The sequence below is a fragment of the Streptomyces sp. NPDC104581 genome (genome assembly GCF_055583685.1).
The window spans coordinates 78,146-99,477 of record NZ_JBVJNN010000006.1; the positions used below are offsets into that span (position 1 = coordinate 78,146).

General features: G+C 72.1%; 12 protein-coding genes. 6 read left to right on the forward strand and 6 right to left on the reverse strand.

The annotated features are described in order from the left end of the window. Positions 1–58 precede the first annotated feature (58 nt). From ACZ61E_RS07555 to ACZ61E_RS07570, 4 genes are all read left to right on the forward strand, one after another. Entirely contained in the window at positions 59–1,762 is a 1,704-nt protein-coding gene (locus tag ACZ61E_RS07555; protein ID WP_469698424.1) for a carbohydrate-binding module family 20 domain-containing protein, read from the forward strand. Between the two features lie 192 nt (positions 1,763–1,954). Continuing rightward, complete coding sequence (pulA, locus tag ACZ61E_RS07560) at positions 1,955–7,237, forward strand: pullulanase-type alpha-1,6-glucosidase (RefSeq protein WP_469698618.1); 5,283 nt, start codon at positions 1,955–1,957, stop codon at positions 7,235–7,237. Positions 7,238–7,333: 96 nt separating this feature from the next. Beyond that, on the forward strand, positions 7,334–9,373 hold the full coding sequence (locus ACZ61E_RS07565) for an ATP-binding protein (RefSeq protein WP_469698426.1): 2,040 nt from the start codon (positions 7,334–7,336) through the stop codon (positions 9,371–9,373). 114 nt (positions 9,374–9,487) lie between these two features. After that, positions 9,488–10,195: a DUF4230 domain-containing protein gene (locus ACZ61E_RS07570; protein WP_469698428.1), complete on the forward strand. Its 708-nt coding sequence runs from the start codon at positions 9,488–9,490 to the stop codon at positions 10,193–10,195. Between the two features lie 56 nt (positions 10,196–10,251). On the opposite strand, the gene ACZ61E_RS07575 is transcribed toward ACZ61E_RS07570, so the two are convergent. Further along, positions 10,252–10,998, reverse strand: coding sequence for a TetR/AcrR family transcriptional regulator (locus tag ACZ61E_RS07575; protein ID WP_469698430.1), 747 nt, complete (start codon positions 10,996–10,998; stop codon positions 10,252–10,254). A gap of 52 nt (positions 10,999–11,050) precedes the next feature. Here ACZ61E_RS07575 and ACZ61E_RS07580 point away from each other — a divergent pair, with 52 nt between their 5' ends. After that, the gene (locus ACZ61E_RS07580; protein WP_469698432.1) at positions 11,051–11,584 is read left to right on the forward strand and encodes a hypothetical protein; all 534 of its coding nucleotides are present in this window, start codon (positions 11,051–11,053) and stop codon (positions 11,582–11,584) included. A 38-nt stretch (positions 11,585–11,622) separates the two neighbouring features. On the opposite strand, the gene ACZ61E_RS07585 is transcribed toward ACZ61E_RS07580, so the two are convergent. Together ACZ61E_RS07585 and ACZ61E_RS07590 are read right to left on the reverse strand one after the other, a co-directional pair. Then, positions 11,623–13,587, reverse strand: coding sequence for a hypothetical protein (locus tag ACZ61E_RS07585; protein ID WP_469698620.1), 1,965 nt, complete (start codon positions 13,585–13,587; stop codon positions 11,623–11,625). A 218-nt stretch (positions 13,588–13,805) separates the two neighbouring features. After that, positions 13,806–16,991: an alpha-N-acetylglucosaminidase gene (locus ACZ61E_RS07590; RefSeq protein ID WP_469698434.1), complete on the reverse strand. Its 3,186-nt coding sequence runs from the start codon at positions 16,989–16,991 to the stop codon at positions 13,806–13,808. Positions 16,992–17,122: 131 nt separating this feature from the next. Between ACZ61E_RS07590 and ACZ61E_RS07595 the strand changes: the two genes are divergently transcribed. Beyond that, entirely contained in the window at positions 17,123–17,647 is a 525-nt protein-coding gene (locus ACZ61E_RS07595; protein WP_469698436.1) for a hypothetical protein, read from the forward strand. Between the two features lie 59 nt (positions 17,648–17,706). On the opposite strand, the gene ACZ61E_RS07600 is transcribed toward ACZ61E_RS07595, so the two are convergent. The 3 genes from ACZ61E_RS07600 to ACZ61E_RS07610 form a co-directional block, all read right to left on the reverse strand. Beyond that, positions 17,707–19,197 (reverse strand): DUF1996 domain-containing protein, encoded by a 1,491-nt coding sequence (locus tag ACZ61E_RS07600; protein ID WP_469698437.1) that lies wholly within the window; start codon positions 19,195–19,197, stop codon positions 17,707–17,709. A gap of 203 nt (positions 19,198–19,400) precedes the next feature. Beyond that, the gene (locus tag ACZ61E_RS07605) at positions 19,401–20,057 is read right to left on the reverse strand and encodes a LuxR C-terminal-related transcriptional regulator (protein ID WP_469698439.1); all 657 of its coding nucleotides are present in this window, start codon (positions 20,055–20,057) and stop codon (positions 19,401–19,403) included. Further along, positions 20,042–21,313, reverse strand: coding sequence for a sensor histidine kinase (locus ACZ61E_RS07610; protein ID WP_469698440.1), 1,272 nt, complete (start codon positions 21,311–21,313; stop codon positions 20,042–20,044). The genes ACZ61E_RS07605 and ACZ61E_RS07610 overlap by 16 nt, the downstream gene beginning before the upstream one ends. Positions 21,314–21,332: the final 19 nt, after the last annotated feature.

The window sequence follows — 21,332 nt, forward strand, 5'->3', positions numbered from 1 at the left end:
CGCGTTGCCGTGCGAGGTCTCTCCCGTCACCCGCACCTCCCCCCACGCAGGAGGAAATATGGCCCGCAGAGCTCCCGCCCTCGCGCTCGCCCTCGTGGCCGGCGCCGCCGCCCTCGTCTCGCCGGGAAGCCCCGCCCAGGCGGCGCCTCCCGGCGAGAAGGACGTCACCGCCGTCCTGTTCGAGTGGCGGTTCGCCTCGGTCGCCAAGGCGTGCACCGACAGCCTCGGCCCCGCCGGATACGGCTACGTCCAGGTGTCCCCGCCCCAGGAGCACATCCAGGGCGGCCAGTGGTGGACCTCGTACCAGCCCGTCAGCTACAAGATCGCCGGCCGGCTCGGCGACCGCGCCGCCTTCCAGTCGATGGTCAACACCTGCCACGCCGCCGGTGTGAAGGTCGTCGCCGACGCCGTCATCAACCACATGTCGGCCGGCTCGGGCACCGGCACCGGTGGCACCTCGTACACCAAGTACGAGTACCCCGGCATCTATTCGGGCGCCGACATGGACGACTGCCGCTCCCAGATCAACAACTACGGCGACCGCGGCAACGTGCAGAACTGCGAACTCGTCGGCCTCGCCGACCTCGACACCGGTGAGGACTACGTACGCGGCCGGATCGCCACGTACCTCAACGACCTGCTGTCGCTCGGCGTGGACGGCTTCCGGATCGACGCGGCGAAGCACATGCCGGCCGCCGATCTCGCCAACATCAAGTCCAGGCTGAGCAATCCGGGCGTGTACTGGAAGCAGGAGGCCATCTACGGTGGTGGCGAGGCCGTGTCGCCCGCCGAGTACCTGGGCACCGGAGACGTACAGGAATTCCGCTACGGCCGAAGCCTCAAGCAGGTCTTCCTCAACGAGAACCTCGCCTATCTGAAGAACTTCGGCGAGGGCTGGGGCTTCATGCAGAGCGGCAAGTCCGGCGTCTTCGTGGACAACCACGACACCGAGCGCGGCGGCGACACCCTCAACTACAAGAACGGCGCCGCCTACACACTGGCCAACGTCTTCATGCTGGCCTACCCGTACGGCGCGCCCGACGTGCACTCCGGCTACGAGTTCAGCGACCACGACGCCGGACCGCCCAACGGCGGCACCGTGAACGCCTGTTACTCCGGCGGCTGGAAGTGCCAGCACGCCTGGCGCGAGATCTCCTCCATGGTCGGCTTCCGCAACGCCGCCCGCGGCCAGGCGGTCACCGACTGGTGGGACAACGGCGGCGACCAGATCGCCTTCGGCCGCGGCTCCAAGGCGTACGTCGCCATCAACTACACCGGCTCCTCGCTCAGCCGCACCTTCCAGACGTCGCTGCCCGCAGGTGACTACTGCGACGTCCAGAGCGGGAACGGCGTCACCGTGAACGGCTCCGGCCAGTTCACCGCGTCACTCGGCGCCAACACGGCGGTCGCCCTGCACGCCGGGGCCCGCGGCTGCGGCGGGGGCGGCAACCCGCAGCCCGGCCAGTCCTCGGTGACGTTCGGCGTCAACGCGACCACCCAGCCCGGCCAGAACATCCACGTCACCGGTGACCGCGCCGAACTCGGCAACTGGAACACCGCGGCCGCGCCGAAGCTCGACCCGGCCGCCTACCCGGTGTGGAAGCTGGCCGTGCCGCTGCCCGCCGGCACGTCCTTCGCCTACAAGTACATCCGCAAGGACGCCGCCGGGAACGTCACATGGGAGAGCGGTGCCAACCGCACGGCCACCGTGCCGAGCACCACATCGGGCGGGCTGACGCTGAACGACACCTGGCGCAACTGACCCGCACGCCCCGTCCCCGACCGGCACGCCCTGCTCCGGTCAAGCACCCCCCGCACCATCCGGCCGCCCCGGCGACGCGCACCCGGCCTCCCCCGCGCGCCGCCGGGCCGGCCCTCTTCCGTACCCCGAGGAGACCCTCCCGTGAAACGCCCGCCCCTGCCCGCGTTCCCGCGCAGAACGGCCGTCGCCGTCGTGGCCGCCGCCCTGTGCGCGACCCTGGTGCCCGCGCTGCCGGCCGTCGCCGCCCGCGCCCCGGCCCCGCCGTCGGACGCCCGGCTGGCCGACGAACCCGCCCGTCACGACCTGACGCGGGAACAGTTCTACTTCGTGCTGCCCGACCGCTTCGCCAACGGCGACCGGTCCAACGACCGTGGAGGGCTGACCGGTTCGCGTGACCGGACCGGGCACGACCCCGCCGACAAGGGCTTCTACCAGGGCGGCGACCTCAAGGGGATCACCGACCGGCTGGACTACATCAAGGGGCTCGGCACCACCGCCATCTGGATGGCGCCGATCTTCAAGAACAAGCCGGTCCAGGGCACCGGCGACGACATGTCGGCCGGCTACCACGGCTACTGGATCACCGACTTCACCCAGGTCGACCCGCACTTCGGCACCACCGCCGAACTGGAGAAGCTGATCGACAAGGCCCACGACAAGGGCATGAAGGTCTTCTTCGACGTCATCACCAACCACACGGCCGACACCGTCGACTACGCGGAGAAGAAGTACGGCTACCGCCCCAAGGGCGCCTATCCGTACCTCGACAAGGACGGCCGTCCCTTCGACGACCGCGCGGGCGTCGGCAGGGTCGACGCGGACTCGTTCCCGTACACACCCGTCCCCGAGACGGGCGCGAAGAAGGTCCCGGCCTGGCTCAACGACCCGGCGATGTACCACAACCGGGGCGACTCCACCTTCGCCGGGGAGAGCTCCGAGTACGGCGACTTCTCGGGCCTGGACGACCTGTGGACCGAGCGCCCCGAGGTCGTCGAGGGCATGGCGGAGATCTACCGGAAGTGGGTCCGTGACTTCGACATCGACGGCTTCCGCATCGACACCGTCAAACACGTCGACCTGGACTTCTGGACCCAGTGGGCCACCGCGCTCGACGCCTACGCCGCGAAACGGGGGCGCGAGGACTTCTTCATGTTCGGCGAGGTCTACTCCGCCGACACGGCCGTCACCTCGCCGTACGTGACGCGCGGGCGGCTCGACTCCACCCTCGACTTCCCCTTCCAGGACGCGGTGCGCGCCTACGCCTCCCAGGGCGCGTCCGCCGAGCGGCCGGCGAAGGTCTTCGGCGAGGACTACCGCTACACCACCGACAAGGCCAACGCCTACGAACAGGTCACGTTCCTCGGCAACCACGACATGGGCCGGATCGGCACCTTCCTCAAGCAGGACAACCCGGACGCCGGTGACGCGGAACTGCTGAAGCGGGCCCGTCTCGCCAACGAGCTGATGTTCCTCTCGCGCGGCAACCCGGTGATCTACTACGGCGACGAACAGGGCTTCACCGGCCCCGGCGGCGACAAGGACGCCCGCCAGAGCCTCTTCGCCTCCAAGACCCCCGACTACCTGGACGACGACCAGCTCGGCACCGACCGGACGCACGCCTCCGACGCGTACGACACCACGCACCCCCTCTACCGGTCCATCGCGGAGCTGTCGAAGCTCACCGAGCGGCACCCGGCGCTGCGGGACGGCGTACAGACACAGCGGTACGCGACGGACTCGGTCTACGCGTTCTCCCGCACCGACGCGCGAGAGCGGACCGAGTACGTCGTCGCCGTGAACAACGCCACGGCGCCCAGGACCGTGCGGGTGCCGACCGGGTCGGCGCGTACCGACTTCCGTGCCCTGTACGGGACTTCGGGCACCGTACGCAGCGGGGCCGACGCCCGGGCCGAGATCACCGTCCCGGCGCTGTCGGCGGTCGTCCTGCGCGCCGCCGCGCCGCTCGCGCCGCCGCCCGCCAAGCCCACGATCACCCTGGAGGCCCCGGCGGCCGGGGCCACCGGCACCGTCGAGATCACCGCGGACGTCGACGGCGGGCAGCTCAACCGGGTCGTCTTCGCCGCCCAGGTGGGCAACGGCAAGTGGCGCACCCTCGGCAGCGCCGACCACGCCCCGTACCGGGTCACCCAGCACCTGGGCGACGACGTCGCCGAGGGAACACCCCTGCGCTACAAGGCGGTCGCCGTCGACAGCCGGGGCCGTACCGCCTCCGCCCTCGACTCGACCACCGCGGGCGCGGCGCCCGCCCCCGAGCCCCCCACCGCCGTCGAGCGCGAGCACGCGATCGTGCACTACCGGCGCGCCGACGGGAAGTACGACGGCTGGCAGCTCAAGTCCGGTGACAGGACCGCCGAGTTCACCGGCCGCGACGCGTACGGCGCGTTCGCGTGGGTCGATGTCACCGAGGGCGCGGCGGCCGTCCCGTACACCGTCGTCAAGGACGGCACGGCGGACGGGCCCGAGCGCACCGTCGACCTCGCGAAGACCGGCGAGGTCTGGATCGAGCAGGGCGCGGACGGCCAGAGCGAGCGGGCTCCGGACGGCGCCTACCCGCCGCAGGACAAGACCAAGGCCGTACTGCACTACCAGCGGGCCGACGGCGAGTACGACGGCTGGGGTCTGCACACCTGGACCGGCGCCAAGGACCCGACCGACTGGGCGAAGCCGCTGATGCCGGTGAAGGAGGACGCGTACGGCGTGACGTACGAGGTGCCGCTCGCCGAGGGCGCCACGTCACTCAGCTACATCCTGCACAAGGGCGACGAGAAGGACCTGCCGTCCGACCAGTCGCTCGACCTGGCGACGTACGGCAACGAGGTCTGGCTGCTCGGCGGCCGGCCCGGGTACCTGCTGCCGACCGCCGGGGCCGTACCCGCCCCGGACCTCGGCAAGGCCGAGGCCCAGTGGATCGGCCGCGACACCGTCGTCTGGAAGGTGAAGGCCACCGAGGCCACCAGCCAGCAGCTGGTGTACGCCCCGGACGGCGGTATCACCGTCGAGAAGGGCGCGCTCTCCGACGAGGGGCAGTGGCTGCGGCTGAACCCGGGCACGCTGACCGACGCGCAGAAGGCCAAGTACCCCCACCTGAAGGACTTCCCGGCGTTCACCGTCGACCCCCGCGACCGGGACAGGGTGAAGGAGTCGCTGCGCGGCCAGCTCATCGCCACGCAGCGGGCCGCCAACGGAGCGCTGCTCGACGCGACCGGCGTGCAGATCCCCGGCGTGCTCGACGACCTGTACAGCGCCGACGCCACACGCGCCTCGCTCGGCCCCGTCTTCCGCGCGGGACGTCCCACCCTGTCGGTGTGGGCGCCCACCGCCCGGCGGGTCGCGCTCGAACTCGACGGGAAGCGCGTGCCGATGCGGCGCGACGACCGCAGCGGTGTCTGGTCCGTCGAGGGAACCCGCGGCTGGTCCGGCAAGCCGTACCGGTACGTGGTCGACGTCTGGGCGCCGAGCGCCGGGAGGATGGTCACCAACAAGGTCACCGACCCGTACTCGACCGCGCTGACCACCGACTCGGCGCGCAGCCTCGCCGTCGACCTCACCGACCCGAAGCTCGCGCCCAAGGGCTGGTCGACGCTGAGGAAACCGGCCGCCGTCCCGATGCGTGACGCGCAGATCCAGGAACTGCACGTCCGCGACTTCTCGATCGCCGACCGCACCTCCGCCCACCCCGGCCGCTATCTGGCCTTCACCGACACCGGGTCGAAGGGCATGAAGCACCTGGCCGAGCTGGCCGACGCGGGCACCAGCTACGTCCATCTGCTGCCCGCCTTCGACATCGGCACCATCCCCGAGAGGAGGACCGACCAGCAGGAACCGGCCTGCGACCTGTCCGTGTACGCTCCCGACTCCGACGAGCAGCAGGCGTGCGTCGCCGAGGCGGCGGCGAAGGACGGCTTCAACTGGGGTTACGACCCGCTGCACTACACGGTGCCCGAGGGCAGTTACGCCAGTGACCCCGAAGGCACCCGCCGCACGGTCGAGTTCCGGCGGATGGTGCAGGGCATCAACGGCACCGGACTGCGTACCGTGATGGACGTCGTCTACAACCACACCGTGGCGAGCGGGCAGGACCCGAAGTCCGTACTGGACCGGATCGTGCCCGGCTACTACCAGCGGCTGCTCGACGACGGCACGGTGGCGACATCCACCTGCTGCGCCAACACCGCGCCTGAGAACGCCATGATGGGCAAGCTCGTGGTCGACTCGATGGTCACCTGGGCCAGGGAGTACAAGGTCGACGGCTTCCGCTTCGACCTGATGGGCCATCACCCCAAGGCCAACATCCTCGCCGTGCGCAAGGCGCTGGACGCCCTGACCGTCGCGAAGGACGGAGTCGACGGCAAGGCGATCGTCCTCTACGGGGAAGGCTGGGACTTCGGCGAGATCGCCGGCGACGCCCGCTTCGTCCAGGCCACGCAGAAGAACATGGCGGGCACCGGGATCGCGACCTTCTCCGACCGGGCGCGCGACGCGGTGCGCGGCGGCGGCCCCTTCGACGAGGACCCGGGCGTCCAGGGCTTCGCCTCCGGACTGTTCACCGACCCCAACACCTCGGCGGCGAACGGCACCGAGGCCGAGCAGCGGGCGCGGCTGCTGCACTACCAGGACCTGATCAAGGTCGGTCTCAGCGGCAATCTCGCCGACTACTCCTTCACCGACAGCGCGGGCCGCACCGTCAAGGGCTCCGAGGTCGACTACAACGGCTCGCCCGCCGGATACGCCGCCGCGCCCGGCGACGCACTGGCCTACTCGGACGCGCACGACAACGAGAGCCTCTACGACGCACTGGCGTTCAAGCTGCCGCGCGACACGCCGGCCGCCGACCGGGCCAGGGCGCAGGTGCTCGCCATGGCCACGGCGACGCTCACCCAGGGGCCTTCGCTGTCCCAGGCGGCGACGGACCTGCTCCGCTCCAAGTCACTGGACCGCAACTCCTACGACAGCGGCGACTGGTTCAACGCGATCAACTGGGACTGCCGGGACGGCAACGGCTTCGGGCGGGGACTGCCGCCCGCCGCCGACAACGAGGACAAGTGGCCATACGCCAAGCCCCTGTTGGGGACCAAGGGCATCGCGCCCGGCTGCCGGGAGATCTCCGGCGCCTCCGCCGCCTACCGGGACCTGCTGAAGATCCGTACCACCGAGGCGGACTTCCGCCTCTCCTCGACCGGCGCCGTCCAGTCCGCGCTGTCCTTCCCGCTGTCGGGGCCCGACGAGACACCGGGGGTCATCACGATGCGCCTCGGTGAGCTGGTGGTGGTCTTCAACGCCACTCCGGACAGCGCGCGGCAGCGGGTCCCGGCGTCGGCGGACCGGACGTACGCGCTGCACCCGGTGCAGGCGGCGGGCTCGGACGCGACGGTCAAGAAGGCGGCGTACGAGGCGGGTTCGGGCACCTTCACGGTGCCGGCCCGGACCGTGGCGGTCTTCAGGGCGGGCGCGTGAGCGACCGGGCCGGCGACCTGACAGAACCGGTCCTGTTCTGACCGATTCCCACCACGGGTGGCAGTCGAGGTCCCCAACTGGGCCAGACTGTCACCCGTGGTGGGACACCTTCCCGAAGAGACGACCAGTTTCGTAGGACGCGCGACCGAACTGGTCACCGTGGAACGCGCCCTGCGCACCCACCGGCTGACCACCCTCACCGGCCCCGGCGGCATCGGCAAGACCAGACTGGCCCTCCGCGCGGCGGACCGGGCCGCCGACCGGTTCCCCGACGGCGTCCGGTGGGCCGACCTGTCGCCCCTCACCGACGACCGGCTGCTCCTGATGACCGTCTCCGACGCGGTCGGACTCTCCGACCACACCCTGCGGATGCCCGTCGAGGCGCTCTGCGAGTGGTTCGCCGACCGGCGCACACTGCTCGTACTGGACTGCTGCGAACGGCTGGTGAACTCCTGCGCCCAGCTCGTCGCCGACCTGCTCACCGCCGCCCCCGGCCTCACCGTCCTCGCCACCAGCAGACAACCGCTCGGCGTTCTCGACGAGGAGCGCGTCGAGGTGGCCCCGCTGCCGCTGGACGGCGACGACGAGAAGGGCCAGGCGCTCGCCCTGTTCCGCGAACGCGCCGCGACAGCCGCGCCCGGTGTCCGTCTCGACGAACCGGCGACCGCGGCGGCGGCCCAGGAGATCTGCCGGCGCCTCGAAGGCATCCCACTCGCCCTCGAACTCGCCTGCGCCCGGCTCTCCGAGGACGGCGTCGAGGAGATCGCGCGACGGCTCACCTCCCGCCTCGACGTCCTCACCGACCGGACCGCCTGGCCCCGGCGCCACCGCGCGCTGCGCACCGCCATCGGCTGGAGCCACGAACTCTGCGCCCCGCTGGAGCGGCTGCTGTGGGCCAGGCTCGCCGTGTTCGGCGGCGACATCGAGGAGGCGGACGCGCGGGCCGTCTGCTCCGGCGGTCCGCTCTCCGCCGACGACGTCACCCGCGCCCTCGCCGGTCTGGCCGACCGCTCCGTGGTCCGGCGCGAGGGCACCCGCTACCGGATGCTCGACACCCTCCGCGAGTACGGCGCGCTGTGGCTGGCCGAACTCCGCGAGGAACGCGCGCTCACCGACCGCCACGCCGCCCACTTCGCCGCGCTCGTCCGCGAGGCGCACGCCGGCTGGCTCGGCCACGACCAGGCCGTCTGGTACGGCAGGATCGCCGACAGCCACGCCGAACTCTGCGCCGCCCTCGACCACCTGCTCGACACCGACCCGGCGGCGGCCCAGGAGATGGCGGGCCGCGTCGGCTTCTTCTGGACCTGCTGCGGCCATCTCCACGAAGCCAGGATCTATCTGGAGCGCACGCTCGCCGCCGACCGCACACCCGGCCCGGACCGCACCCGCACCCTGTGGGCGCTGGGACTGACCGTCATGCTCCAGGGCGACCACGAGGCCGCGCACACGCTCGGCGAACGGTGCGTCACGGCGGCCTGGCGCGACAAGGATCCCGAGTCCACGCTCTCGGCGGCGTACCTCGTCGGCCTCACCTCACTCATGACGGGCCGCACACAGGCGGGCCACACCGTGGCGGACCGCGCCCTGCGGGCCGTCGGCGGCGACGGCTTCTCCCACCCCTCCGAACTGCGCTGCCGCCTCGTCCGTGTCTTCGCCCTCACCGGACTCGGCCGGCTCGGCGAGGCCGGTGCGGAAGCCGCCGCACTGCGGGAGGAGTGCGCGGCACGCGGTGAATGCTGGACCCGCTCGTACGCCGACTACCAGCTCTCCCTGATCCACCTGCTGAGCGGGCACCCGTACGAGGCGGAGACGCACGCCCGCTCGATGCTCGCCGGCAAGCACCAACTGCGCGACAGCTTCGGCATCGCGCTCGGCCTCGACCTGCTGGCGGCGGCGGTCGCCGCCCAGGGCGACGGCGAACGGGCCGCGCGTGTCTACGGCACCGGCCAGGCGTACTGGGACATGGTCGGCCACCCCCAGCGCGGCACCCCCGAACTGGCGGCGGTCCGCGCGGAGTGCGAACGCCGGGCCCGTGCGGCGGCGGGCGACCACGGTTACGAGGCCGCGTTCCGCCTGGGTCTGTCGGAGAACAGCGCGAACGCTCTGGCACGGGCGCTGCGGGGGCCGCTGCCCTGACCGGCGCGTCCGAAGGTCCGCACCGCCAACGCGCGTTTCATGCGCGTGAGTTGCCGGAACTTGTTGCGGTAATCGGCGGAGCTTGAACCCCGTCTGACGGGTAACCCGGTAGGTATGACGTCCACCGACGTGAAACCAGAACCCGAACAGAGCCAGGGCGGGACGCCAGGGTCACGTGTGTCGCGAGCGCCCTGGTGGATCAAACTGCCCGCCGGACTCGTGGTGCTCGTCCTGCTCATCGGCATCGGCAGCAGGCTCGATCTCGTGCCCGGCTTCGACGACGTCTTCGGCGAGAAGACGAAGGACCGCACCGGGCCGACGCTTCTCAAGTCCATCCAGGACCTCAGCCGGTACCAGGCGGCGTCCGGGAACTTCCAGGTGGTGGTGGATCTGGAGAAGGACGCCAAGTTCCTCCCCGACACCATCAAGGGCAGCCGCACGCTCTACGTGGGGGCCGGCAGCGTGGGCTCGTACGTGGACCTCGGCGGGGTCAAGGACGAGAACGTACAGGTCAACAAGGAGCGCACCACCGCGACGCTGCGACTGCCGCACGCCGAGCTCGGCAAGGCGACGCTGGACGCCGACCGGTCGTACGCCGTATCCAAACAGCGCGGACTGCTCGACCGGCTCGGGGACTTCTTCTCCGACAACCCGGCCGACGAGCGGGCCGTCAACAAACTCGCCGCCAAGCACATCCAGGACGCCGCGAAGGACAGCGGACTGACCGAGCGGGCCGAGAAGAACACCACCAGCATGCTGCAAGGGCTGCTCGTCTCCCTCGGTTTCAAGGAAGTGACGGTGGTCTACGGGGACGCGGGCTGACCGCGGCTCCCACCGGGCCGCTGCCGGCGCCGCTTTCCGGAACCGCCCTGCGCCCCCTACGCCGTGCGCGGTGCCGGCAGCGGCGTTGGTGCCGGTACCGGCCGCGCCGGCAGCGTCGCCGCCAGAGCCGTCAGACGGGCCAGCAGATCGCCGAACGGCCCGCCCGACGGCTCGTCGGCGAGCACCGGCAGCAGGATCCGCGCCATCTCCTCGTCGTAGGCCGCGCTCACCGCGGCCAGCGCGGCGAAGTCGTGCACGAGCTGCAACTCCAGCTCCCCACGCGGAATCCGCCGGCCGTCGAGCCAGAGCAGCGCCGTCGACTCCGCGAGCGACACCCAGGAGCGCACGACCAGTTCCAGCCGGGGCGGCGGTGACTGGACTGCGAGATGGGACAGTATCTGCTCGTACGCGGCCTGCCGCACCTCGTCGATCATCGCGTTGGTCGTGGACGAACCCGCGGCGGGGCCGCCCCGCATCAGCGCGAAGAAGCCGGGGCCGTGCTCGTCGACGAAGTCGAAGAAGCGCCCCATGACCCGGAGCAGCCGGGCGCCGAGCGGACCTTCGCGCGGTTCGGCGAAGCGCTCGGCCAACTCGTCGGCGGCCCGCCGCAGCGCCGCCTCGTACAGCGACTGCTTGCCCGGGAAGTAGTGGTAGACCAGCGGCCTGGAGATGCCGGCGGCCGCCGCGATCTCGTCGATGGAGACGTGATCGGGCGAGCGGTGGCTGAACAGTTCCAGCGCGACACCGATCAGTTGCTGGCGTCGCTCTTCGACGCCCATTCTGCGTCGGACCCCGGTCGTCATACGAACAGCCTAACCGTCGGTGGTTGAAGCCCGTCGGTTACGCTCGCCGACCATGAGCGCATCTGACCAGGAAGAGGTCACCGAATCGCCCGGATCGCGGCCGGAGTCGAAGCGGGAGCCGAAGCCCGAACCGGAGGCGGAGTCCGGGACGGGCGCGCCGGCGGGGGACCCGGAGACCGCGCACGGGACCGAGCGCGGAGCCGGTCCCGCGAGCGGGCCGGAGAGCGGCCGGACCAGCGGACCCGCGAGCGTCCCGGACGCCGGTGACGGCGATCCCACCGACCCCGCGCACACCGACCCCGGGCACACCGACCCCGCGCACGACGACACCGCCCTCACCCCGCGCCAGGCCCGCCGTATCCGTGTCACCGTCGCCTCGGTCCTTCTGGTCGCCATGGCCGCGCTGTTGGCCGTACGGCTCGCCAACCGCAGTTCCGTCCTCGTCGTCGGCGTCTACGGGCTCGCGATGATCCTCTGCGGTGTCGTCATCGAACTCAGCAGGCACGGCCGCACCCGCCTCGCCAGCTGGGTGCTCGGCACCGGCCTCGCCGCGACGCTGGCCACCGACTGGCTCCTCCTGCCCTGAGCCGGACCGCCGCACCGTCCCGGCCGGCCGCGCCCGGGTCACCGCAGGGCACCCACCCGCCTGCCGTCGGCCAGCCTGCCGTCGAGCTCCGCCCGGTCGCCGGGCTTCGCCGGAACCGCGAGGAGCCGCCCCCGCGCCTCGCCCGTGACGCCGCCCGTCGTACGGACGGAGCGGAACTCGCCGCCGCCCGCCGCCAGTACGTACCACTGCCCGCCGCGCGACTTCCACAGCACACCCGCCAGCACATGCGGCTCCCGCGCGCCGCACGCCGCCGAGTCCTCGGCCCGCGCCGCGATCGCGCCCGGCTGCGGAACCCCGGCCTTCGCCGACGGCGCCTGGAACTGCGCCAGCACCCTGCTGTCCGTACCGCGCCAGGTGTCGGCGCGGGTGCAGACCCACCGCGCGCCGCCGTTGGACTCGGGCAGGGACTGACTCGCGTACTGCCACGAGTTGACCGTCCGCACCCCGTGCGAACGCACCGCGGGCAGCAGACAGGCCGTACGCGCCCACGCCGCCCGCGCGGCCCCGCCCGACACATCGGCGGGCGCCGACGGCGGGCCCGACGTCAGCCGGGCGGGCACGAGTTCGCCGAGATCGGTCAGCAGCCGTACGGCGCCCGCGCCGCCGCCCGTGCCCGCCTCCGCCACCTCCAGCACGTCCCACGTCCCGCACTCCCGTGCCGCGTCCGGCGCCGGCAGCGGGTCCGTCACACCGTCGGCGCCGCGCCGCAGAACGGTCGCGTCACCGGCCGGGCGGAGCAGATCGCGCACGGACGTCGCCGTCACCCAGGGCGCCGTCAGATAGCGCACGTTGCCGTCCGTACGGCCGGCGACCAGCGCGTACGTGGCCGGGGCCGCGCCCGGCGCGGTGTCGGCCGCCGCCCCGTCGACCCGGGCGAAGTCCAGCGCCACCGGGCCCGTGCCGGTGCGGGGTTCCGCGTACCGGGCGATCCGCAGTCCGTCGTACAGCAGCACCACCCGCGCCCGGTCCACCTCGCCCGCGTACAGCAACTGCGCCGGTCCCATCGGTGGTCCCACCGGTGTCGCGGGCGTCGACGAGACCCGCACCGAGGCGCCGGGTCTCGCCCAGACCGCCAGCGCGCGGCGCAGCAGCGGCCGGTCGACGGCCAGCGCGCCGCGCGTGGGCCACACGGAGAAGTCGGTACGGGCCGACGCCCGCCACGCGTTCGCCGGGACTCGCCGCACCTTCGCCGGGTCGAGGGCCGCCTCCGCCGCCGGGTTGCGCGCGTACGAGGGGGCCGCGGCGCCGTTCGCGCCCCAGCCGCCGCCGGGCAGGGCGAACAGCGCGCCGCAGACGGCGACGGCGGCGACGCCCGCGACCGCGGCGCGCGCGTGCTGGCGCCGGCGCAGCAGATCGGTGGGGCGGGCCTGGAGCGAACAGGGGTCGTACTCGGGGGACTCCAGCAGCGCCACGCCCTCCGTACCGATGCCGTCGGCCTCCACGAGCGCCGCGTGCGGGTCGTCGACCCCCGCGGCGGAGAGCAGCCGGCGCACCTCCGTGTCGGACAGCCCCTCCAGCCCCCTCAGTACGAAGGCGGCCCTGGCGCCGCAGGAGAGGGCCGACAGGCGCCGGTCGAGGGCGAGTTCGTCGGCGCCGCCCGAACGCGGGAACAGCCGCAGGCCCCACACGTGCGGCAGCAGCGGCGGCAGCTGGGCGCGCCGGGGCCACGCCGCGCGGCGCGGCGTGCGCCCCGCGTCGAGAGCCTGCCGCAGCACCCGGCCCCGGACATGGACGTATCCGCTGTCGGTGGTCGCGGCCGTGCGCCCGCGCGGCAGGGCGCGCTGGACGAGGGCGTGCGCGGTCAGCACCCGGCGGTTGCGCCCGAGGGCCGGGGGCAGCACGAGGTAGGCGAGCCGCGCCAGCCGCTGATAGTGCTCGACGAGGGCGGCCTCGGCCTGCTCGACTTCGATGGGCACGGCGACGGCGGGACCGGGGACGGCGGGGACGGCCGTGACGGTGTCGTGTGGGGGCACGCCCAGCAGAACGATCCACGCCCCGGATGGTCACCCAACCACCGTGCCCCCAGGGGCGTTTGCCCCAGGTCGTGTCTTCGAAGTCCCGCCCGGCGGCCCGCGGCGCCTGGCGCGGCAGCTCTCCGCGTTGTCGTTAGCCGGACGGGTAGGCCCGGTACGAGGCGGGTCCGTCGCCTCGCGGTGCACCGCACCAGCCGCCGTAGGCCCCGCCCTGCGGGCGGACGGCGCTACTTGGAAGACACGACCTGGCCCGTGACCCCCCACCCGCTGAACTCGGCCGTGCCGCGCAGGCCGCTGCTTCCGTTCGTCGCGGTCATGAACAGGCCCGCGTCCTGGACGGGCGCCGCGCCGGTGGCCGGGATCGTGGCGACCGTTCGCCATGTCGCGCCGTCGTCCGCCGAGCACGAGCCGGTCAATCCGCTGCCCGCGCGGGTCAGCCGCAGGAGGACCGGAGCGGTGACGCCCGTGAGGCGCTGATAGGTGTCCAGCGTGCCGTCGCCGGTCGTGTCGTAGGAGAGCACCACACCGTTGGACGGTGTCACCGCGAGGTTGACGATGCCCGGCGAGCCCGGGGTCGCCAGGCGGTCCCGGACGATGATGCCCGCGCGGGCCCAGGGCCCCGTGTTCTCCTGCGAGTCCACCCGCACCGTCACGTTCGCGCCGTCCCTGAACACCCCTTCCCGGAAGGCCGAGCCGAACTGCGTGGTCGCCCGCCACAGGTCCTGGCCTCCGCCGTTGATCCCGAAGCGGTCGCCGGACTGCCCGAAGACCGCACCGTTGTTGCTGTAGGTGCGCCAGCCTGCCGCCAGCGGCCCCGCGACGTACACCGCGCCCCGCTGGACGCTCCGCACGCGCTCCTCGCCGCGCGGCCCGTACTCCAGCGCCAGCGCGTACGGCAGCGGGCGCAGCGGCACCGTCAGGGGATCGCCGGGCGCCGTCACCGACCAGGAGACGGACCCGGATCCCGCCGGGGCGACGGCGGGCAGCCGTGTGGGGCCGTCCGGCCGGGCGTCGAGGCCGGTCAGCGCGAAGTCCACGGGGCCGGTGCCGCGCAGCCCGTTGACGTGGCGGAAGTCGGCCCTGACCGTCCCCTCGCTGCCCGGTGTGAAGGTGAGCGGGTCGGCCGTGACGGTGACGGTGCCCTGGTACGGGGCGGTGGCCAGGGTGTCCCGTACGCGCAGCGCCGTCCGGTACGCGTCACCGGTCGCCCGCACCGGATAGCCGCCGCGCGCCCGCGTCCACGCCTCCTCGCCCACGTACCAGTCGAACGTCCTCGGTTCGCGTCCGGCGGCCAGCGCGTCGGCCAGCTCGTCCAGGAACTCCCGCCACTGCGGCAGATGGACATCGGCGAGCAGGCCCTGCCAGTCGCGGTTGGCGTAGTTGCTCAGATGACCGGCGGCCGATCTGCCGGCCCAGGTGGTGATCAGTGTGCGCGCCGTCCACTCCAGCGTCACTGCCTCCTCCGGGCTGGTCGCGAGCCGTTTGGCGTCCTCCAGCCACGGTCCGAGCAGGAAGGACCGGTGGCAGCCCGCCACCGTGTCGCTCAGCCGCATCAGCTTCAGCCACAGCGCGGCCAGCGCGCGGAACGTGGCGACGTCGCCTCCTTGGAAGGCGCCGCGCAACTGCGGCAGCAGCAGCCGGGAACGGTTGGCGAGCGCCTGTCTCGCCAGCTCGGTCACGTCGTGCCGGTACGCGTCCGAGCCGCGCAGCTCCTGCCGTACGTCCAGCAGCGAGCCGAAGGCCTTGTCGAACTCGGCCGTGTCGTAGGCGGTCCCGGCGGAGGAGGTGAGGGAGGGCCGGCGGGAGAACAGCGAGTCGACGGGGCGGCCGTCCGCCGTCGTGAGCCGGTACGCGGTCGCCGCCAGCACCCCGAAGGCGTCCCGCGCGGCACTGTCCTCGCCGCCGTAGCGCAGATCGGCGTACGAGCGGAACCAGCTCTCCCGGTCCACCGCGTCCTGACGCCACGCCAGCTCGCTGAACAGCTCGAAGGCGGCCGGGTCGCGCTCGGCGGCCTCCGGCATGTACGCCGTGCCGGCCAGCGCGCTGCCCGGCTTGTCGCGCCAGGCGGTGAACCGCTCCGTCCAGCGGTCGGAGTTGGCGCCCAGGGTCGTCCGGCCGCCGAAGTTGGGGATGGTGCCGAAGGCGTACGGCGCGCCGCCCCAGTCCCGCTCGCGGTCCGTCACCGAGTCCAGGTCGGACAGGCCGTCGACGATCAGCACGCGGTCGGTGTCGATGGCGTCGAGCAGGGCGGGCACGGGGTTGGTCTGCCAGCCGAGGATCACCCAGGTCGCGCCGGGGCGCGCCGTGCGCAGTGCGGTCTCGACCGCGCGGGCGGCGTCGGGCACGGGGACGTCCCCGGCGTTGCCGCCCTCGTGCAGCAGGTCCATCTTGAAGTGGTCCACCTCGCCGAAGAGGTCGGCCTGGTGCCGGTAGAACGCGGCGGCGACGTCGGCGAAGACGGAGGTGCGCGGGTCGAGCCAGTCGGGGCGCGGCAGTCCGTTCCAACTGCCCTGCGGCACGGTCCGCGCGCCGGGGTTACGGGCGGCGAACCCGTCCGGGACGGTGCCGAAGTAGCCGGGCAGCACCGGGGACATGCCCAGTTCGCGCATCCGGTCGGTGATCCGGCGGCCGAGCACGGCGCGGGCGTCGATCAGCTCGGGGGAGAGCGGGCCGCCGTACTCGCTCATGTTCTGCAACAGCCACCACGGCTGGTGCGAGGGCGCGGGCAGCCACGTGCGGGCCTCGGTGTCGGAGTAGCCGAAGCCGGTCAGCAGCCGGTGGTAGACGGCCTCCTGGCCGGTGGTGACCAGTACCTCGTTGCAGCCGTGCAGGGCGAGGACGTCCAGCAGCCGCTCCCAGCGCGGCCAGTCGGCGTACGGGGCGGTGTAGCCGTCGTGCGTGTCGTTGAAGGCGAACCGGTGCCGCACGGTCGCGGAGCGCTCCAGCGGGGCGCCGGGCGCGGGCAGTGTGGCGGGCAGGTCGAGTTGGCTGCCCGACCAGCTGATGTGGGCGCCGCACACGTATTTCAGATACCAGTGCACCCCGGTGAGCAGGACTCCGGCGTCGGTGCCCGACACCTCGATCCGGCCGGCGGACCCGGTGACCCGGAACCGCTCGGGGCCGGGGGTCACGCGGAATCGGAACTGGGCGGCGTGGGTGGGCAGCAGCCGCTCCACGGCGGCCCGCGCGGCGGCGGTCGCGGATGCCGCCGCCGTGCCCTCGGACGCGGGGGAGGGCGCGGGTGCGGGCGCCGGGGCGGACGGCGGCGCGGCGGGGCGGGCCGCGGCGACGGAGCGCGAGGTCAGTGCGGTGCCGACGCCGATCGCACCGGCGCCCGCCAGCAGGACGCGTCTGGAGGGGGCGGCGGGCGCGGACGCGGGGACGGGAGGGGTGGGGCTCGGCAGCTCGGTCATCAGCGGTCCTCTGCGGCGGGTGTGACAACAGGTGCATGCGGAGCGCACGTTAATGACGGGGCAGGGGGTGGGCAACGATGTGATGCCTCGTTCACCCGCGCGGGGGCTTGTCGAGAGGGCACGATGGCCGAATGCGTACTGAGCGACCCCGACTGGGGCGTGTGGTGAGAACGGCGTCGTCCACCCGGAGTGCGGGACTCCCCCCACCCGCCCTGGCACTGGCGGTGCTGGCCCTGACCCTGTCGAGCGGCTGCGGCGCGAACGACGAGGCCCCCGGGACGCCGAAGACGGCGACCGGGAGCCTCGAACAACTGGCCGAGCGGGCCGACTGTGATCCGAACGTGCAGACCGACGCGGAGGAGCTGCGTCAGGCGAACTGCCGGACCTCGGACGGCAGATACATCCTCACCACCTTCGCGACCGACCGCGGTCTGCGCGAGTGGATCAACGAGGCCAACGACTACGGCGGTTCGTATCTCGTCGGCAGGAAGTGGGTCGCCAGCGGCGACGCGAAGACCGTCGAGACGCTGCGCGGCCGGCTGGGCGGGACGGTCGAGACGGCCCCCGAGCACCATTCGGGGAGCGGCGGCAGCGGTGAGAACGAGGGCGAGGGCGAGGGCGGGGAAGGGCACTCGGGTCACCACGGGCAGGGCTGACACACGCGAGCGGCGGACGGGGGAGACCCCGTCCGGCGCCGGCGGTTCAGCTCATATCGCTAGTTGCATTCCTTGCCGGTGTTGATGCAGTCGACCATCTTCGTCATCACGTCGTCGTCGAAGACATTGATGAAGTCACCGTGGTCGGTGATGGGCTTGTGCAACTGCTCGGGGAACGAGTCCACCGCGAATCCGGGGCCCGGCGGGAGGTCGTAGACGATCCGCTGCTTCAGCTGCGGAATGGCCTGGAATCCCTCCTGGCACTGACCGTTCTCGTCGGCGAACGCCACATGGGTGCGGTGATTCGCGCTGTCGGTGTTCTGGCCGTCCCAGCAGCTCTGGAAGGCGAAGGAACGCACCACCTGGCTGCCCGCGGGGCAGATCGGGTATTTGTCCTTCAGCTGGCGGTCCTCGAATCCGGTGCAGCTCCAGGAGGCATTCGCGTTGGCGTCGCCGTTGACGAACGCCTTGGCGTCACCGGTGATGATCCGCAGGAATCGCGGCATGGCCGTGACCTTCGTCGTGGGGTTCCCGACGAATTGCAGCGTGACCTCGGACGGTGTCTGGATCTCGCCGACATTGCCGTCCTTGCCGCCACCGTCCTCGTTCGCGTCGTCCTCGTTCTGACCGTTCTGGAGGCGGATCACCGGCCAGTAGTAGGTGGACTTGTCGCCCTGCTCGTTGCAGGTCGTCTCACCGCCCGCGAGGTCGTCGTCGCTCGCGAAGGCGTTGTTGGCCTGGTTGCCCACGTAGTCGTGCTTGTGGTGGGCGCCGTTGCTCACACCGGGCGCGGCGATGACGTTGTCCGAGTTGAAGAGGCCGTTCTCGTTGCGCCCGCACTCGGTGGTGAAGGTGCCGGTCGAAGCCTGCTCCTGCTCCTGGGGCTGCTGGATGTTGGGCTCGATGGACTCGATGTCGACGAAGTCGGAGGCGTCGGGGCCGTTGCCGGGGGGCTGGCCCCCGTTGCCTCCGTTGTCGCCGCCCTGCCCGCCGTCCTGGCCCGCGTTCTGGCCCTGGCCACCGTCCTGGCCGGCGTTCTGCCCGCCGTTCTGGCCGCCGCCCGGATCACCCTCGTTGGTGCTGTCGTCGGGCCGCATGGTGCAGGGGGCCAGCGAGTCCAGGTTCTTCTGCCAGTGCCCCGCGCGCTTGAGCGCGGAACGGATGCGTTCGATGCTGGCGAGCCTCTTCTGCTTCAGCGGTTTCAGGATCTTCCGCTCGGTCAGTTTCGGATCTCTCTCCAACCGCGTCTTGTTGTCGGCGAACCGTTTGTAGGCGGCGGTGATCTGCGAATCCATCCTGGCCAGTTCCCGGTCGACCTGAGCACGGGCCCGCCTCGGCACCTTGGTGAGCTCATTGACGACCTCGGGACAGTCGATGGTGGACATCTGGCGCCCGGCATTCTGGATGCGCTGATCCCGGCCGGAGCCGCCTTCTCCCGCGGATGCGTAGACATTTACCGCTACCAGCCCACCCCCGCCCAGAATCAAGGCCGCCGAGGCCGCGATGGCCCGGTTCGCCACTGTCGAGCGTTTTCTTGACGTGCGTCCCATGGAACTCCTCAAGCTTCGGTGCCGGTTCAGGGGGATCTCCGGCGGGGGGAGGAAGCGCTCCGTTCCATACGGACGTCATTCGCGGCCTGTTCAGCCGCCGCGGGAATTCATAGAAATCTCCAGCAACAAACCGGGCGGATCCTCCTCAACACACCGCGCACGGCGGCCCCTTGGGCAACTCGGGCGCGGGCACGCCCCGTCCGTCACCGCTGCTGCCCCCGGTCCAGATAGGCGATCACCGCGAGTACCCGCCGATTGTCGTCGTCCGACACCGGCAGTCCCAGCTTCCCGAAGATGTTCGACGTGTGCTTCGACACCGCCCGCTCAGTGACCACGAGTTGGGCGGCGATCGCCGCGTTCGACCGCCCCTGTGCCATCAGCTCCATCACCTCGCGCTCACGCGGCGTCAGCCGGCCGATCGGCGCGTCCTGGGCGCGGCGCGACAGCAGTTGCTGGATGACCTGGGGGTCCATCGCCGTACCGCCGCCCGCGACCCGCCGCACCGCGTCGATGAACTGGTCGGCGTCGAAGACCCGGTCCTTGAGCAGGTAGCCGATGCCGCCGTTGCCGTCGGCCAGCAACTCGCGTGCGTACAACTGCTCCACGTGCTGCGACAGGACGAGGACGGGCAGTCCGGGCCGTTCCCTGCGGGCGGCGAGCGCGCACTGGAGCCCCTCGTCGGTGTGCGACGGCGGGAGCCGCACATCGACGACGGCGACGTCCGGCTCCAGCTCCGCGAACGCCTTCGTCAGTTCCGGCCCGGTCTCCACGGCGGCCAGCACCTCGAAGTCGTACGCCTCCAGCATCCGGACCAGGCCGTCACGGAGCAGGAAGAGATCTTCGGCTAGGACAACTCGCAAGGGATCTCCACGGTGACCATGGTGGGGCCGCCGGCGGGGCTGCTGACGGCCAGGATGCCGTCGAATGTACCGAGTCGGCGCTCCAGTCCGCTCAGCCCCGTACCGGCACCGACCCTCGCGCCGCCGACTCCGTTGTCGCCGACGCTGATCCGCAGCATCGACTCCGCGTACGTCATGTCGATCCAGACCCGGTCCGCGTTCGCGTGCTTGATCGCGTTGGTGAGGATCTCGCTCACCGCGAAGTACGCGGCCGACTCCACCGGGGCCTCGGCGCGGCCCGGCAGATCCACCTGTACGTCGGTCCCCACCGGCAGCCGCAGGGCCAGCGCCCGCACCGCGTCGCCCAGTCCGCGTTCCGCCAGCACCGGCGGGTGGATGCCCCTGACCAGGTCACGCAGTTCGGTCAGTGCCTCGGCCGAGGACCTGCGGGCGTGGGCGATCAGCTCCTTGGCCTTGGCCGGGTCCTTCTCGACGAGCGCCTCGATCGTCCCGAGGTCCATGCCCATGGCGACCAGGCGGGCCTGCGCACCGTCGTGCAGATCGCGCTCGATCCGGCGCAGTTCGGCGGCCGAGGTGTCCACGGCGTCGTGCCGGGTCTCGGTGAGACGCGCGACGCGCCGCTCCAGCTCCTGGTCCTGGCCCGGCGCGAGCAGCGATCTGGCCAGCAGGAAGTGACCGCGCTGCACGTCCTTGGCGTACCGCACGCCCACCGCGGCGATCGCCGCGCCCAGCAGGGCGGCGAGCACGCCCGTGAACTGACTGTGGACGGGGACGAATCCGTACCAGTACGAGCCGCCCTCCTCGAAGACCCGCCACAGCCCCGCCGCCAGCACGAGACCCTCCACCGGGTAGACGAACAGCCCCAGGGAGACGAAGGCGGTGATCGCGCCCGCCGTCATGTCCACCAGCAGCCACGCCAGGTCCCGCCAGGTCGCCGGGTCCTTCAGCATGAGCGAGGTCCGCTCCACCTGGCCGGTGACACCGGTGCGCAGATCGGCGGGCATCGGCCGGTAGGGGACCGGGATCCTGACGTCCGACCAGGTCGCCGCGAGCAGCCGCCGCCGGTTGGCGTGCGCCCGTACCGCCCGCAGGACGTGCGGGGTGGTGAAGACACCGATACCGAGGACGACGAAGACGACGGAGAGCACCGACAGGACGAACAGCGTGACCGAGCCCGCGACCGCGGTGACCCCGAGCACCAGCCCCCGCCCCGCGGTCACCGCCGCCTCCGCGGCCACCTTCTTCGTCCTGTTCATCGCCGTTCCTCTCCTCGTC

Coding starts and splice junctions, on each gene's coding strand:
- ACZ61E_RS07555 (WP_469698424.1), top strand. CDS start 59: ATGGCCCGCAGAGCTCCCGCCCTCGCGCTCGCCCTCGTGGCCGGCGCC.
- ACZ61E_RS07570 (WP_469698428.1), top strand. CDS start 9,488: ATGACGTCCACCGACGTGAAACCAGAACCCGAACAGAGCCAGGGCGGG.
- ACZ61E_RS07575 (WP_469698430.1), bottom strand. CDS start 10,998: ATGACGACCGGGGTCCGACGCAGAATGGGCGTCGAAGAGCGACGCCAG.
- ACZ61E_RS07580 (WP_469698432.1), top strand. CDS start 11,051: ATGAGCGCATCTGACCAGGAAGAGGTCACCGAATCGCCCGGATCGCGG.
- ACZ61E_RS07590 (WP_469698434.1), bottom strand. CDS start 16,991: ATGACCGAGCTGCCGAGCCCCACCCCTCCCGTCCCCGCGTCCGCGCCC.
- ACZ61E_RS07595 (WP_469698436.1), top strand. CDS start 17,123: ATGCGTACTGAGCGACCCCGACTGGGGCGTGTGGTGAGAACGGCGTCG.
- ACZ61E_RS07600 (WP_469698437.1), bottom strand. CDS start 19,197: ATGGGACGCACGTCAAGAAAACGCTCGACAGTGGCGAACCGGGCCATC.
- ACZ61E_RS07610 (WP_469698440.1), bottom strand. CDS start 21,313: ATGAACAGGACGAAGAAGGTGGCCGCGGAGGCGGCGGTGACCGCGGGG.